Raw genomic sequence first — 16,842 nt, 5'->3', positions numbered from 1 at the left:
ACTAATTAATCCAACAAGTTGGTAACAGTTAGTTTCTTATGATTGGAGGTAGTGAGATATGGCAAATAATGGTCAGTCTCGAACTGCAAGAAGACAACAGAAAAAATCGAAAAAGAAACCGATATGGAAAAAAATATTATTAAGTGCATTACTTTTATTTATAGTAGTTGGCATAGGTGTTGCAGGATTATTTATCTATTATGTTGCCACCGCGCCAGAAATCGATACATCTCAGTTGGCAGATCCATTCTCTTCCAAGGTGTATGATAAAGATGGTGAATTGATTGCTGATTTAGGTCAATATAAGCGTACAAAAATTACCATTGATGATCTGCCACAAGTGTTAATTGATGCCGTTACTGCAACCGAGGATGTAAGATTCTTTGAACATCCTGGTATTGATCTTAGACGTATTGGTGGAGCAATTATCGGTAATATTCGTAATGGATTTGGTTCTGAAGGTGCAAGTACGATTACACAACAATTAGTTGAGAAATCCTTCTTATCTCATGAGAAAAAACTAAAATTAAAAGTACAAGAACAATGGCTTGCATTAAAACTAGAACGTGAATTTGAAAAAGATGAAATTCTAGAGATGTACTTAAACAAAATATTCTATGGGGCGAATGCTTACGGAGTTGCAAAAGCGGCTGAAACGTATTTTGGGAAAACGGATTTACATGAATTAACTTTACCGGAAGCGGCTATTCTAGCTGGTTTACCACAACGTCCAACAGCGTATAACCCATTTAATAACCCGGATGCAACGAAAGCAAGAATGAAAACCGTTCTACAGTTAATGGTGCGTCATGAGAAAATCTCACAAGAAGAAATGGATGAAGCATTAGAAGTAGACATTACGTCACTATTAGTGGAAAATCGTCCCGAAACTACACCTTATGATGCTTTTATCACGCAAGTTGAAAAAGAAGTAAAAGAAAAACTAGATGGTGCCAATATTTACACAGATGGGTTAGAAATTCATACAACATTAGATAAAAATGCCCAAGACTATGTAGAACTATTATTATCCGATTCTGAAAATAACCCTATCACCTTCCCTAACGAAGACCTACATGCTGGTTTAGTTGTGTTAGATACAGAAACAGGTGCTATTCGAGCAATTGGTGGAGATAGGAATTATCAGAATGGATTTAACTATGCTATACAAGGTGGTAGTCAACCAGGCTCCGCATTCAAACCAATTGTTGCCTATGGACCTGCTATTGAATACAATAAAATCTCAACTTATCATCAAATTAATGATGATAAACCATTTGAAATAACAGGTTCTGAAGGAAAAGCGGTCCGAAATTGGAATAGAAAATACCAAGGTTGGATGACTGCCCGTCATGCACTCGTTGAATCACTCAATGTACCAACTGTTAAACTGTTTTTAGAAGTTGGTGCTGAAAATGCGAGAAAGTTTGGAAATAACTTGGGGATTGAATTTCCTCTAGGTAATCCGCAATTAACAGATGCAATTGGCGGACATCAAACAGAAGTGAACCCGCTACAATTAGCTAGTGCATATCAACCATTCGGTAAAGAAGGTATTCGCTATGAACCGTATGCCGTTACTAAAGTAGTGTTCCCGGATGAGACGGTGGAATTAGCAAGTGAACCTGAACTTGCTATGTCTGACTATACGGCTTATATGGTTTCCGATATGCTTAAGCAAGCTTTAGCTCAAGGTTCTTCAGGTGGTCCAGCTCGAATTCCAGGTCTACCAGTAGCAGCTAAAACAGGAACTACAAACTTAGAAGATGTTGAGGGTGCATTAGACTCTTGGATTGCTGGATATACGACAAAATATACAACTGCAATATGGGTCGGCTATGACGAAAGTAAGCGAACAATGGATCAAGAAAAATGGATGGCTCATACAATATTTAAACAGTTAATGACTAAACTACATGAAAATATTGATACTCCAGACTTTGTTAAGCCTGATAGTGTAGTTGAAGTTGAAGTGGAAAAAGGTACAAATCCTGCAGCTCTACCAAGTGAGTACACGCCAAAAGATGAGATTATAAGAGAATTATTTGTAAAAGGAACAGAACCTAAAAAAGTATCCGAAAAATATGATCAAATTGATCCAGTGAAAAACTTAAAAGCGAAATATAATGAAGAAAAAGGCTCCATCCTTGCGACATGGGATTATGAATCAGAAAATGAAGTTGGGTTTGAGATATCTGCAAGTATAAATGGCGGAGAAATGAAAGTACTCTCTACGATAGAGGATACGGAAATGGAAATCTCCGAAATAAGCCCTGGCGCAGAATATACAATTCAAGTTGTTGTATTTAATAAAGAGAATGAAGAAAGTCGAAGCGAACCTAAAACTGTTACAGTTAATGTTGAAGAAGAAGAGGAAGATGAGCCCGAGGATGAAAATGAAGAAGAAAATTCTTCAATTAATGCTGTCAGTGGCTTGACTGCAATCTACAACGCAGAACAATCTGTAATCGATGTTTCTTGGGCATACAATGGTCCCCCAGCTCAATTTGAAGTAATAGTGGAAGGCCCTCAAGGTGGTACAGATGTTATTCGTTCTCAATCAATTGAAATAAGCGGTAATTTCAATCCTGGTGATGTATATACGATACATGTAACAGCAACTGGCCAAAGAGGTGCCAATAATGGAGTACGTAGTGAAACAGTTACAACAACAATCGAGATTCCACAAGAAGAATCCGATGAAACCAACGCGGATCCAGACCCAGGTGAGGATGAAGAATCATAATATAAAAGGCTGACCATTCAAGGTCAGCCTTTTATATTGCATCTCTTTTTTTCATTCGTTTTTGTCCTTCACGACAAATTTCAAGTAATGGACATTCCGGACAATTAGGATTTCTTGCTTTGCAATGATATCTCCCAAAGAAAATTAACCGGTGGTGTGTTACACTCCACTCATCTCGTGGGATTTTTCGCATTAATGTCTCTTCTACTTCAATTACAGAATCTTTCCATCGGCATATACCAAGTCGTTTTGAAACACGTTCCACATGTGTATCTACAGCAATAGCCGGTTCACCAAAAGCAACAGAAGCAACTACATTTGCAGTCTTTCTCCCCACTCCTGCTAATTTTACTAGTTCTTCCTTACTGCTTGGTACTTCCCCACCATATTCTTCAATCAATACTTTACATAGTTTTTGGATGTTTTTAGCTTTATTCCGATATAATCCAATAGAACGAATATCATGCTGTAATTCTTCCAAACTAACCGCTAAATAATCTTCCGGTGTCTTGTACTTCTCAAATAAACCTTTTGTCACCTTATTTACTAGCGCATCTGTACATTGAGCTGATAATAAAACAGCAATAACAAGTTCAAATGGATTAGAATGTGTTAATTCGCAATCAGCATCCGGAAACATCTTACCAATCTCATCTAAACAAAATCGAATTTGTTTCTTATTTAACATTAGTCTTCTCCCTCTAGCCAATTATAATAAAATGAAGTATCACGTTTTTGCGTAGGGGTGTTCGCCTGTCTGGTCACTTGATTGTCTCGAAATCGTTTTGAAGCTTCTCTTGCTTGCTCGACAGTGTGTATCCCCTTTTTCTTCCATTCTCTTAGAATTCTATCTATGTACTTAAAGTTTAATTTTGCCATTAAGACTGCTTCTCTTAGTGCTGCTTTAATTAAAGCTGGAGAAAGTTGATCCTCATCTAACCAAACACTAATCGTCTCAATTTCAAACGGAGATAATGGTCGACCAAATTCTTGTTCAAATAATATGAATAATGTACCTTCATCAGATGATTCCACTTCTTGTTTCTTCTCAGGAGTAAAAAGTTTTTCCCACAAAGGTTCTAGTGAATAAGCTTCACTCAATTGTTGTTGACTGTTTTTTGTTTGTTCTATTTTTAATAAGTTTTTCTGAATTAACTTTCTTAATATTTTTGAACAATCATTTTCGTCCAACGTGAGAATCACCGTCAATTCCTGTAATGTTGGAAAAAAGTTTCCCTGAATAATGGAACGATATATTTGTAATACAACCATTGCCTCTGATTCATTTAATCCGAGCTTTTTGTAGGAAAGTAGAAATTGAGTAGGGATTGTTGTTTGATGTTGTAGAATTTCTTGATAATTTATCGTTTTTTTCATGTAGTTGCACCTCATATCTAGTATAGCAGATATTAAAATTAATGCTAAAGAGTTGGGTTTTGTACTCCAATGCTAAAGAATGGAATCAACTCTAATTCTGATTTCGACTGAAAATGTTAATATAGAATGTCTATGTTCCTTTTTGCAATAAAAACTACGAAGAAGGTCATATAGAACGGCTCTATGTTCCCCTTTTGATGATAAAACAACGATCAAGGTCATATAGAACGGCTCTATGTTCCCTTTTGGCAATAAAACAACGAAGAAGGTCATATAGAACAGCTCTATGTCCCCTTTTGGCAATATAATAATGAAAAAGGTCATATAGAACGGCTCTATGTTCCCCTTTTGATGATAAAACAACGATCAAGGTCATATAGAACGGCTCTATGTCCCCTTTTGGCAATAAAACAACGAAAAAGGTCATATAGAATGGTACTATATTTTCAAAGTTGCTTATATAGCCTGTCTAATAAAAATAATAGCTGTCTTCACAAAGACAGCTATTAATTATTATTAAGGATATAAACGATTTAACAATCTTGGGAATGGAATTGTTTCACGTACGTGTTCAACACCGGATAACCAAGCAACAGTACGTTCTAATCCAAGACCAAATCCTGAATGTGGAACACTTCCATATTGACAAAGTTCTAGGTACCACTTATATGCTGGTCCAGTTAGTCCATGTTCCTCATAACGTTGTTTCATTAAATCTAAATCATCAATTCGTTGTGAACCTCCAATAATTTCTCCATAACCTTCTGGAGCAATTAAGTCTGCACAGAGAACGACTTCTTCCCTATTTGGATCTGGTTTCATGTAGAATGCTTTTATATCTTTTGGCCAGTGAGTGATAAATACTGGCATATCAAAGTGTTCTGCGATAGCAGTTTCGTGTGGAGCTCCGAAATCGTCTCCCCAGTCGATATCTGTAAATCCTTTTTCTTTTAATAAAGCGATTGCTTCTTCATAGGTCACTCGTGGGAATGGCGCTTTCACTTTTTCTAATTTTGATGTATCTCTACCTAAAACATCTAATTCTAATTTACAGTTTTTAAGTACGGATTGAACGAGATGACTTACATAGTTTTCTTGAATTTCTAAGCTTTCATCATGTTCCACAAAAGCCATTTCAGGTTCCATCATCCAGAACTCAATTAAATGTCTACGTGTTTTTGATTTCTCAGCACGGAATGTTGGGCCGAATGAAAATACTTTTCCTAGCGCCATTGCAGCAGCTTCCAAGTATAATTGCCCACTTTGTGATAAATAGGCATCTTCATCAAAATATTTTGTATGGAATAGTTCTGTTGTTCCTTCTGCTGAAGATCCTGTTAAGATTGGTGGATCAATTTTTACAAATCCATTGTCATTGAAAAATTCATATGTAGCACGAATAATTTCATTTCTGACCTTCATTACTGCATGCTGCTTTTTAGAACGTAACCAAAGATGACGATGGTCCATTAAAAATTCTGTTCCATGTTCTTTTGGTGTGATAGGATAATCCACTGCTTCATGGATAACTTCTAAATCTGTTACATGCATTTCATAACCTAGAGGGGAACGAGTATCCTCGACAATTGTACCAGTAATGTACATAGATGTTTCTTGGCTCATGTTTTTTGCCGTTTGGAAAACTTCTTCACTTACATCACTTTTTGCAACTACTGCTTGCATAAATCCTGAACCGTCTCGTAATTGTAAAAATGCAATTTTACCACTAGAGCGTTTGTTAGCAAGCCAAGCTCCAATGGTTACTTTTTCTCCCTCGTGTTTCGACACTTGTGCGATCGTTGTTTTCACTTCTATTACCTCCATTGTAAAAATATATTGCTGGAATTATTGTTTGTGTTGTTCTACAAAACGTTTTATTCGGTTTGCAGCTTCTTCTAATTGGTCTTTTGAAATGGCATAAGATAGTCGTATATTGTCTGGTGCACCAAATCCAGATCCAGGGACTACAGCCACTTTCTCTTTTTCCAATAATGATTTTACCCAGTCATCGACATTATCGAAGCCATTTAATTTCACTGCTTCAGATACATTTGGAAATAAATAAAATGCACCTTGTGGCTTTTTACATGTGACTCCTGGAATCGCAACTATTAAATCATATAACGCATCTAATCTTTCTGCAAATACTTTACGCATTTCGATTGTTGGGTCCACTTTTGATTGATATGCTGCTAGTGCACCATATTGCGCAATTGACGTTGGATTTGACGTAGAATGAGATGCTAGATTAGTCATTGCTTTAATAATTGTTTCTGGTCCTGCTGCATAGCCAATTCGCCAACCAGTCATAGCATGAGATTTTGACACACCATTAATAACAACCGTTTGCTCTTTCAATGCATTTGATAAAGAAGCGATCGATATATGTTGCTCACTTGTATAGATAAGTTTTTCGTAGATCTCATCGGAAACAATTAATAAGTTATGTTGTAAACAAAGTTCACCAATTGCTTGGAGTTCTTCTTTTGTATACATCATTCCTGTTGGGTTACTTGGTGAATTAATAATAATCGCTTTTGTTTTATCCGTTATCGCTTTTTGTAACTGGTCGATCGTAATTTTAAAATCATGTTCTTCCTTAGCTTCTATAAAAACAGGGTTACCACCTGCCAGTTTTATTTGCTCTGGGTAACTGACCCAGTATGGAGCTGGAACAATGACGTCATCGCCTTCATCTAAAATTACTTGAAATAGTGTATATAATGCATGTTTAGCACCAGAAGTAACGATAATTTCATTTAAGTTATAGTCTAGATCATTATCGTTTTTAAATTTATGAATAATGGCCTTCTTTAAATCGACAACACCACCTGTTGGTGTGTATTTCGTTCTCCCTTGGTCCATTGCTTCTTTAGCTGCTTCAATAATGTGTTCTGGTGTATTAAAATCTGGTTCTCCAGCACCTAATCCAATCACGTCATAGCCTTGTTCTTTTAATTCCTTCGCTTTAGCTGTAATGGCCAATGTCGAAGAAGGTGTTAACGTCTTTACTCTTTTCGCTATATCCATTCCTATTCCCTCACTTAATCAAACATTTTTTTAAAACGAAGTTCCTCATATTTCTCCCCATCCGACATGGATACATATTCTAATACGTATCGATCAGATTCATCGTAATAGATTATTTCCCAAAGCAATTTATTGTTAACAATGGCTGGATTAATTTCTACGAGATCACAGTTATTACAGTTCTCTTTCCAACCATTTTTAATTGTTTCTTCAAGTAATACTTCTGCTTCATTCACAATGATTAAATCTGATTCTTGATCTTCCGGTACAAAGACAATGAGACGTTCATCTGCTTCTGTTGTTCCTCTTGCAATCCAAAAGAATGCTTCGCTTTGGAAGGTTTCAATAGTTGTAACAGAACTCAAATCGGTATTATTTAATACCCTCTCTTCAACTTGTTGATAACCTTCTGTTTTCGTGTCTTGAATATCATTGTAGAGAATCGTTAGAAAGATTGTGCTAGCGATTAAGATAAGAATAATGGCAACAATAATCCATTTTGTCCAGGAGGGTAGGACTTTCTCATTGTTACGCATAGAAATCTGCTGGCATTTTACCAACCATAGTCTTTAAATTAATCTTTTTTGTACAAATTAGCTGTTCTGACTGATATTTCAACACTAGATCCCCCCAAATATACGTGTCTAATTGCTACTATTCTTATCAATATTTACTAATCATAGTTCCAATATTCATGTTTATACTATTACTACGTTGAACTTAAATAAGATGAAACACCTACATTATACCAAGCATTTTCGAATTTTTGTTTTGTTTTTATTTATTTCAACCAAAAAATCTTAAACTCCATACCAGCTTAGGCTAGGACTATACCTAGCCCTTTTTTTATTATTAATCAAAACCATTCCTGTGCTTTTTCCATTAAAGTTCTTGTTGTATCAAATGTAATCGGCACTTTCGGTATAGATTCGGTAAAATACTTGCCATAAGAGGATTTCATTATCCGTGCATCACAAATAAAGACAATCCCTCTATCACTATTGGAACGGATTAACCTTCCAAATCCTTGTTTAAACCGTATGACGGCATTGGGCAATGCTAAGTCATAGAAAGCATTCCCACCGTTTCGTTTCATATTAAGTGATTTGGCTTCATATACCGGATGGTTTGGAGGTTGAAATGGAAGACGTACAATTACTAAACAAGATAAATCATCACCAGGAATATCTACACCTTCCCAAAAAGAACTTGTTCCTAGTAGAATTGATTGTTCGAATGTTTGAAAGTTCTTCTTTAATCGTTCTCTACTTCCACTTGAAATCCCTTGTGCAATTAAAACAAATTTCTCATTTTCCATTAATTCTTTTAATAAATAGTATGATTTTTTTAACATATCATAGGAAGTAAATAATACGAGCATTCTTCCATTAGTTATCTCAGCTAGGGATAAAATAGATTCACATGTAGCTGCAATAAAATCATCCGTTTTTCCATAACCTATGTCTGGAAAATCACTTGGTATGAGTGTACATACTTGTTTTTCATAAGAAAATGGTGATGGTATCTTTTTCGTTTCTAAACGGTCTTTTGGTATTCCAAGTCTTTTCTGTATGAATGTAAATGAATTTTTCATCGTTAATGTCGCACTAGTTAGGATGACACTTTCTTTTACATCAAAGAAACTCTCTTTAAGTACATTGGAAATATCAACAGGTTCACAATATAAATAAACAGCATTTTTTGCACCATAGGCTTCAATTTCTATCCACTTAACAAATTCTGCATCGTTTTCTAATAGGAAAAGTTGTTCTAAACTATCGATATAAGATTGAAGTATGTCCGTTTTCCATTCAGTTTCCTCCACCAATTCTTTATCCGTTAATTGTTGATGAACAATAGTTAGTAGATGAATCAAATCACGTAGATAAAATATCATCCGCATAGCCATTTCTTTAACGGTTTCCCACTTCTTCGTTTCGGCTTTTGCTTCATATCGATACTGTATACGCCCGACATCACTTAATCCTTTTTGAGAGCCCTCTTGATTTAATACAAATTGAAAAATTGTCCGGAATAAATCATCTAATTCATAACGTGTTAATGTAAGAAGGTCATTCCAACGATCAGGTGATATAGTATCTACGATAGCAGAATTACTTGTAACGATACTATCTATCCATTTTCCTTCACCTAGAAGCCCCAGTTGGTTAATCACTTGTTGAATATTTACATAATCCAGTTTTAGCCCATAATGTTTGGAAGCTGTCTCTTCAAGATGATGGGCTTCATCAATAATGACCTTTTCATATTTCGGTAAAAATTGATAATCATTAAAAATATCAGTACATAATAAGGCATGATTCGTAATAATAACATCGGCTTGTTGCGCTCTTTTTCTTGCTTTTTGGTAAAAGGAATATTTAAACCATGGTGATGATGGATCAATCTGACCTTCTGACTCGGCAGAAATACGTTTATAAAACACTTTACCATGTGATGGCAAATGAAGCTCATCTATATCTCCTGTATCTGTTTCTAATAACCAAATAAGAATCATTGCTTTCGTTAAGGCAATGTCGTAGTTATCTTGACTAGTTGACTCCAATTCATTAGCAAATTTTTCAATACTAATATAGTGTTGCTTTCCTTTTAGTAAGGCTACTTGGAAAGGAAATGGTACAAGCTTTTGGATTAAAGGGATTTCTTCCTCTAACAGTTGTGATTGTAACTGTGTAGTATAAGTACTAACTAAGATTTTTTTATTTTTTTTCACCGCTTCAAAAATAGTTGGTAATAAATACGCAACAGACTTCCCTGTTCCAGTTTCTGCTTCTATTAGAGCATGTTTTTTTGCTTGGAAAGCATCATAAACTTCTTCAGACATGGTACGTTGGCCATCTCGTTTTTCGTATCGTTTCATTTCAGATTGCATCGAACCATTTTCTTCATAAATACTGTCCAAATATTCTCCGAAAGAAGATTCGATCGTTAATTTTTCACGTTTACGTATAGAATGATCCTTAAATGCTAAGCCTCGATAAGATGTATATGGTGACTCGTCAATTTGGAAAGCTAGCCTATCCATTTCTTCCTGTAAAAGTACATATAAATCAGATTTTAATACCTTTTCTATCTTAAGTAATTGAGCTAATGTTTCGTACGGTAAAGAACTAACTTTTGCTTTTAACTTAAGGAATAATTTAGCAGTCACATATGCATCCGATAATGCTCGATGAGGATTTTCATGTTCTATATGTAAGTATTCTGCTAATATTCCAAGCTTAAATCCTGGTGCTTGTGGGAAAAATATTCTCGTTAGTTCAACGGTATCGATAACAGGATTGTATAAACGTTCTTTTCCAATAGCTGATAACTCAGCATTTAAAAACCCCATATCAAACGGTACATTGTGCGCAATTAAATAACTATCTTTTAATATGTCAACGATTGTATCCGCCATTTCTGAAAAGGATGGCGCATCTTTAACGTCATCATCTGTAATTCCAGTCAGTTTAGTAATAAAAGGTGGTATGGGTTTTTCTGGGTAGAGCATCGTTGAAAACTCGTCAACGATTTGGTCATTTTCAATAACAACCATGCCTACTTCCATAATTTTATCTTTGTTTGCAGCAGAGTTCCCGGTTGTTTCAAGATCTAAAACAACAAAACGTTTCATTACCTCACCACCCTTCTATCTGTTACAACTTCATCTGTTAGGAAACCAATCAATCTCACCGGAATATACCTTTTTAATCGAGTCATTATCATACTGAGCAAGTAATGCCCCATCTTCAGCAATACCAACTAATACTGCCTCACTCGTTTCTTTCATTGTTTTAATTGTAGTTCTTTCACCTAAACGGTATCCGTAACTTTCCCAACGTTCCTTAATAATTGGAAATCCATATGTTTCATATTCTGCATATACTTTCTCAAAATGAACAAAAATACGCTGAATTAATGACGTAATATCATATTCTTTTTCACTTGTTGCTCGTAATGATGTTGCTTTTTGTTGGATATCCTCTGGCAATTCATTCATTTCTTGGTTGACGTTTATACCAATACCGATAATTATATATTGTATTTGGTCTTGTTCTGCTTGCATTTCTGTTAGAATTCCAGCTACTTTTCTATCGTTTATCATAATATCGTTCGGCCACTTTATTTTCGGATCTAAGTTTAATTCCTTCTTGAACACATCTGCTAACACCGTAGCCGTTAATAATGTAATTTGCGGTGCTAAATAAGGTAAGATTGCGGGTCTTAATATAAGGCTAGTCCAAATCCCTTTATTCTTGGCACTATGCCACTCCCTATTTAGTCTTCCTTTTCCAGCTGTTTGTTCATCTGCAATGACGACTGTTCCATGTGATGCATGATCCCTTGCTAATTGGTGAGCAATCTGTTGCGTCGATGGAGTAGATTCTTTATGCACGACGTTCTTTCCTAACCAATCTGTATGTAATCCCCATTGAACCGTATTTTCACTTAATTTATTTGGAGACTTAACGATACGGTAGCCTTTATTACGAATCGCTTCAATGAGATAGCCGTCTTTCTCTAATTCTTTCATATGTTTCCAAATGGCACTTCGGGATATATGGAGTCGATCCGATAATTCTTGACCAGACACATAAGTCTTCTCATTGCTAGACAGCAAATGGATTATTTTTGTACGGGTGGATTCCATTTTATCCACTCCTTTAACATTGTTTTTTCGTTTGGAATGTCTCCTATAACTACTAGTTTTTCCAAGGTCATTAATAGTTCATGTATCCATGGCCCTTTTTTTACTGTAGGAAACATATCTAGTATATCATGACCATTGATTTTTAGTTCGTTTTTTGTATGAATAGGCAATTGTTCCTTCAATTGATAAAGTTGCTTAATTTCAATTGATGAAATAAATAATATCGAAACAATTCTCCCAAACGCATCGATGTAATTAGGAAGCAGTTTATAGACTAACAGATTATCTATTCCATTTTCCTTGTAGTAGTTAATAGCATCATTTAATAAGAGTGCTTCTTTCCTAGTTCGATTAGAGCACTTCCACTGTTTTACGATGTCTGAGATAGCTATATTTGTTTGTAGTTGATGGATAAGACAAATAATCTCTGCAAGTGAAAAGACGGGTTTAATCGTTTGAATGAATGATGTCATTGAGCTGAAATCTTTAAACACAGGGATATAGGGACTTAACTCCAATTCGTCTAAATAACGTAAGCCTTTATCAACATGCTTACCTGCGAATAGTTTTGTAATTTCTACAGTAATTCGTTCAACAGCAAGTCCTTGAATATGATGTCGTTCATCTCGTATAGCTGTTATCGTATCATCTGCTAGTGTAAATCCGAGTTGGCTAGAGAAACGGATGGCACGCAATATTCGTAAAGGATCTTCCTTAAATCTCTCGTGTCCATTTCCAACAGTACGGATGACTTGATCTGTTAAATCTTGTTGTCCGCCAAATAAATCAATAATCTCTCCATGTTTATTCATTGCTAAAGCATTTATTGTAAAGTCACGTCTAGCTAAATCCATATCAATCTTATCAACAAACTCGACATAATCTGGGTGGCGATGGTCAGAATACTCCCCTTCTAATCGAAACGTTGTCACTTCATAATTTATATGATTATGTCTGACGATAACTGTACCGTGTTCGATTCCAACTGGTATAACATTCGTAAAAATGGATTGAATTTCTTCTGGTTTGGCAGAAGTTGTAATATCTATGTCGCCGATTGGACGTTGAAGAAGATAGTCACGAATACAACCACCAACAAAATAAGCTTCATACCCGTTATCTTCAATTGTATTAATTATAGATAATGCTTCTTGAAAAGGTCCTGTTAATGGGATCATCATTATTAACTCCAAACATTATTCATCGGATAACACGTATGTATATAAGTCCTCATATTGCTTTAATATTTTGGAGGAGTGAAAATGTTTTCTTACATGTTCCAATGCATTTTTCGAAAATTGGCGTAGTAATTGTTCATTTGACAATAATTGAATGGCATATGATGCTGCATTTTCTACATCACCTAATTCTACAATATAGCCTGTCTCTCCATGGACAATTACTTCCGGTATTCCGCCGATATTGGTACCGATACACGGGACTTCGCACGCCATTGCTTCTAGTAGAACAAGACCAAAACTCTCTTTTTCCGACATTAGCAAATTTAAGTCAGCGATTGATAATAAATCACTAATATTTTTTTGTTTTCCTAAGAATAGAACATCTTGTTCCATTCCAAGTTCTTCAACTAAGTTTAATGTTTTCGAATATTCGGGTCCATCCCCAACAAGTAGCAATTTTGCCTTTACATCGTTACGTATCAGCTGAAACGTATGGACGATATCTTTCAGTCGCTTTACTTTACGAAAATTAGAAATATGAATGACAACTTTTTCATGCTCTTGGATACCATATTCTTCTTTAATTTGTTGTAGATCTTTTTTAAAATATTCCTCTTCATTAATGAAGTTATAAATAACTTGAATGTTCTTATCAACATCAATAACTGATTTTGTTTGTTTCACTAAATCTGCCGATACTGCTGTTACTGCATTTGATTTTTCAATACCATATTTAATCATTCGTTTAAAAGTTTGATCAATCCCTAATACAGTAATATCTGTTCCGTGTAATGTAGTTACAATCTTTACATCTCGTTTAGCCATATCCCTAGCTAAAATAGCACAGATAGCATGTGGCATCGCATAGTGGACATGTAAAACATCTAATTCTTCACGATCAATTACTTCTGCCATTTTAGTTGCTAATGCCAAGTCATATGGTGGATATTGAAAGACCGGATAGTGACTGACATCCACTTCATGATAATAAATATTTGAATAAATACGATTAAGTCGAAACGGCAAGCTAGAAGTAATAAAATGGATTTCATGTCCTTGTTTTGCTAGTAACATGCCTAGTTCCGTTGCTATAACACCAGATCCCCCAACAGAAGGATAACAAGTAATTCCAATTTTTTTCATATACGTTAATCTCTTTTCTCTTTTAAAACTTTTCTCCAATCCATATCTCCACGGGCCAATGCGTGTGCAAATAGTTCAGCTGAACTTAGATTAGTCGCTAACGGGATTTGATGTACATCACATAATCTAATTAATGCACTTACATCTGGCTCATGTGGTTGAGCAGTTAGTGGATCTTTAAAAAAGATCACCATATCCATCTCCCCACTGGCAATCATCGCACCAATCTGTTGATCTCCACCCAGTGGTCCTGATAGGAATCTGTGAATTGTTAATCCTGTTTCTTCACTTATTTTTTTACCAGTAGTACCTGTAGCATATAATGTATGCTCTTTAAGTATTTCACTATATGCAAGAGCAAAATTAATAATTGTAGGTTTCTTCTTATCGTGGGCAATTAGAGCAATATTCATAGAAAGTTAGCCTCCAAAAGATTATTCTAATTCAAGTACATTTTCTAAACCATAAACAAATCCACTAATATTCATTACTTGATTCACGGAAAATTTAATTCCATCCATAAAAGACTTTCTATTCATAGAATCATGCTTAATAGAGAGTAGTTGTCCTTCTCCACCAAAAATAACTTCTTGATGCGCAACTAGTCCTGGTAGGCGGACACTATGGATATGAATTCCGTCACTGTCTGCCCCTCTTGCTCCTTCAAGAACTTCTACTTCATTTGGATGACCTTGTTGCTTCGACTCTCGAACGCTTCGTATCATCTCAGCTGTTTTCACAGCTGTTCCTGAAGGCGCATCTATTTTCTGATCATGATGCTTCTCAATAATTTCGATATCAGGGAAATACTTGGCAGCGACTTTTGAAAAATACATCATCAATATCGCACCGATAGCAAAATTCGGAGCGATTATACAACCAGTGTTAGTGTCCTCTGCTAAGCTCTTAATTTTTTCTAATTGCTCATCTGTAAAACCTGTTGTGCCAACAACACAACGAATTTTTTTACGTAATGCCATTAATAAATGTTGATAACTAGCTTCTTGAACGGTTAAATCAATTAATACATCGGCTTGAACTGCATAAAAACATTCCTCCGCACTTTGATATACAGGAATGCCTCTTTCAGCTAATGCAGGTATTTGATGTTCTTTTCGATCAATACAACCAACTAGGTTAAATGCAGGTTCATCTAAGACCATGTTAACTGCTTCGGAGCCCATGCGGCCACGTGGCCCAGCGATTACAATGTTTATCATGATTATTCCTCCTCAACAGCTTCTTTTCTTGTCCATCTATCCTTATCTCTAGTTTCAAATTTGTTCATCGAACGATTAAATGATTCTGACAGATCGATATTTAATGAATTTGCCATACAAGCAATAACAAATAGAATATCACCTAATTCATCTTCTATCGTATTTTCTTTTTCTGTTGCTTTTTTCGGTTTTTCACCATGATAATGATTAACTTCTCTTGCTAGTTCACCAACTTCTTCAGTTAATCTTGCCATTAAAGCTAAAGGAGAAAAATAACCTTCTTTAAATTGACCAATATATGTATCAACACGCTCTTGAATTTCTTTAGTTGTAATCATCCTAATCGTTTCGACTCCTTTTTACATATTATATTCTATTATGTTAGCGAATCACCGTTCGTTTGACAAATTATTTAGCTATCCAAAACATTGTTCTTGCTGTTTTTATTGATTATAATAAACGAAGCAATAATTTCTCGCTTGAAAAAATGACGGAGGTACAACAATGATTTTTGGACTTAAATTTAAAAACATTATTTTTATCTTAGTAGGTGCTGCTATTTTTTCATTTGGTATTGTTAATTTTAATATGCAGCATAATCTAGGAGAAGGTGGATTTACCGGAATAACATTAATATTATATTTTGCATTTAACTGGGATCCTGCTATTACAAACATCATTCTAAATGTTCCAATATTACTTATAGGTTGGAAGTTTCTCGGTAGAAATACATTCCTATATACGATAATAGGTACATTATCGGTGTCACTATTTCTAAGTGTTTTTCAAAGATACGCATTTAATTTCCATATAGAAGATGATTTATTGTTAGTTGCCTTATTTGCTGGTGTCTTCATTGGAGTTGGCCTAGGTATTGTATTCCGCTACGGTGGAACAACAGGTGGAGTAGACATCATTGCACGAATTGTACATAAGTATGTTGGCTGGAGTATGGGAAAAACGATGTTTATCTTTGATTTTATCGTAATTGCGACATCAATTTTTACGATACTGGCTCTGGATCAAGGGATGTATACACTAGTAGCAGTATATGTAGGCGCGCGGGTAATTGACTTTATCCAAGAAGGTGCCTATGCAGCTAGAGGTGCGACAATAATCTCATCGAAAAGTGATGAAATTGCTAAAAAAATTATGAAAGACATGGATCGTGGAGTTACAGTACTGAATGGACGTGGAAGCTATACAGGAGAAAAAAGAGATGTCCTCTTCTGTGTTATTGGGAGAAACGAAATTGTCAAACTTAAAAACATTCTAAACACAATTGACCCACACGCATTTGTAGCAGTAGGCTCTGTACACGACGTACTAGGAGAAGGCTTTACCCTGGACGAAAATAAAAAACCGATTAATGATTGATAGCAACAAAAAAATAAAGAAGCTTAGATTTAGCCTTATCTATTGATGTAACTAGCCACTCATGTACATTATACATAAATTGCTAATTACACGTAATAGAAAGATTATCTCCAA

The 16,842-nt window shown here is 35.3% G+C and carries 14 protein-coding genes; 2 read left to right on the top strand and 12 right to left on the bottom strand.

Translation table 11 applies throughout. The features are described 5' to 3' along the window. Nucleotides 1–58: 58 nt before the first annotated feature. Nucleotides 59–2,746 carry a PBP1A family penicillin-binding protein gene (locus tag IEV35_RS00940; protein ID WP_188382804.1) on the top strand — a complete coding sequence of 896 codons (2,688 nt, stop codon included), beginning with the start codon at nt 59–61 and terminating at the stop codon, nt 2,744–2,746. A gap of 31 nt (nt 2,747–2,777) precedes the next feature. On the opposite strand, the gene nth is transcribed toward IEV35_RS00940, so the two are convergent. The 12 genes from nth to IEV35_RS00880 all read right to left on the bottom strand — a co-directional run bounded on the left by nth (nt 2,778) and on the right by IEV35_RS00880 (nt 15,689). Continuing rightward, a complete protein-coding gene (gene nth, locus IEV35_RS00935; RefSeq protein WP_188382803.1) occupies nt 2,778–3,434 on the bottom strand; it encodes an endonuclease III in 657 nt (218 codons plus the stop codon). Then, nucleotides 3,434–4,123 (bottom strand): DnaD domain-containing protein, encoded by a 690-nt coding sequence (locus tag IEV35_RS00930; protein WP_188382802.1) that lies wholly within the window; start codon nt 4,121–4,123, stop codon nt 3,434–3,436. Before IEV35_RS00930 ends, nth begins: the two co-directional genes overlap by 1 nt. Nucleotides 4,124–4,639: 516 nt before the next feature. Next, a complete protein-coding gene (gene asnS, locus IEV35_RS00925; RefSeq protein WP_188382801.1) occupies nt 4,640–5,932 on the bottom strand; it encodes an asparagine--tRNA ligase in 1,293 nt (430 codons plus the stop codon). 36 nt (nt 5,933–5,968) lie between these two features. Then, entirely contained in the window at nt 5,969–7,153 is a 1,185-nt protein-coding gene (locus IEV35_RS00920) for a pyridoxal phosphate-dependent aminotransferase (RefSeq protein ID WP_188382800.1), read from the bottom strand. A gap of 14 nt (nt 7,154–7,167) precedes the next feature. Next, on the bottom strand, nt 7,168–7,689 hold the full coding sequence (locus IEV35_RS00915; RefSeq protein ID WP_188382799.1) for a hypothetical protein: 522 nt from the start codon (nt 7,687–7,689) through the stop codon (nt 7,168–7,170). A 320-nt stretch (nt 7,690–8,009) separates the two neighbouring features. Further along, a complete protein-coding gene (gene dinG / locus IEV35_RS00910) occupies nt 8,010–10,790 on the bottom strand; it encodes an ATP-dependent DNA helicase DinG (protein WP_188382798.1) in 2,781 nt (926 codons plus the stop codon). A gap of 30 nt (nt 10,791–10,820) precedes the next feature. Further along, nucleotides 10,821–11,807: a biotin--[acetyl-CoA-carboxylase] ligase gene (locus IEV35_RS00905; protein ID WP_188382797.1), complete on the bottom strand. Its 987-nt coding sequence runs from the start codon at nt 11,805–11,807 to the stop codon at nt 10,821–10,823. After that, nucleotides 11,783–12,985 carry a CCA tRNA nucleotidyltransferase gene (locus tag IEV35_RS00900; RefSeq protein ID WP_188382796.1) on the bottom strand — a complete coding sequence of 401 codons (1,203 nt, stop codon included), beginning with the start codon at nt 12,983–12,985 and terminating at the stop codon, nt 11,783–11,785. The genes IEV35_RS00905 and IEV35_RS00900 overlap by 25 nt, the downstream gene beginning before the upstream one ends. Before the next feature lie 18 nt (nt 12,986–13,003). Next, complete coding sequence (gene bshA, locus IEV35_RS00895) at nt 13,004–14,131, bottom strand: N-acetyl-alpha-D-glucosaminyl L-malate synthase BshA (RefSeq protein WP_188382795.1); 1,128 nt, start codon at nt 14,129–14,131, stop codon at nt 13,004–13,006. A 5-nt stretch (nt 14,132–14,136) separates the two neighbouring features. After that, nucleotides 14,137–14,544, bottom strand: a complete 408-nt coding sequence (gene mgsA, locus IEV35_RS00890) for a methylglyoxal synthase (RefSeq protein ID WP_188382794.1) — start codon at nt 14,542–14,544, stop codon at nt 14,137–14,139. A 21-nt stretch (nt 14,545–14,565) separates the two neighbouring features. Continuing rightward, nucleotides 14,566–15,354, bottom strand: coding sequence for a 4-hydroxy-tetrahydrodipicolinate reductase (gene dapB / locus IEV35_RS00885; RefSeq protein WP_188383003.1), 789 nt, complete (start codon nt 15,352–15,354; stop codon nt 14,566–14,568). Then, complete coding sequence (locus IEV35_RS00880) at nt 15,354–15,689, bottom strand: nucleotide pyrophosphohydrolase (RefSeq protein ID WP_188382793.1); 336 nt, start codon at nt 15,687–15,689, stop codon at nt 15,354–15,356. Before IEV35_RS00880 ends, dapB begins: the two co-directional genes overlap by 1 nt. 166 nt (nt 15,690–15,855) lie before the next feature. Here IEV35_RS00880 and IEV35_RS00875 point away from each other — a divergent pair, with 166 nt between their 5' ends. Next, nucleotides 15,856–16,728, top strand: a complete 873-nt coding sequence (locus IEV35_RS00875) for a YitT family protein (protein ID WP_188382792.1) — start codon at nt 15,856–15,858, stop codon at nt 16,726–16,728. The last annotated feature ends 114 nt before the right edge of the window (nt 16,729–16,842 follow it).

The sequence above is a fragment of the Ornithinibacillus halotolerans genome, assembly GCF_014637405.1.
GTDB lineage: Bacteria > Bacillota > Bacilli > Bacillales > Amphibacillaceae > Ornithinibacillus > Ornithinibacillus halotolerans.
Note: the sequence above shows the minus strand (reverse complement) of the source record. Positions and strands in the feature narration are given on the sequence as shown.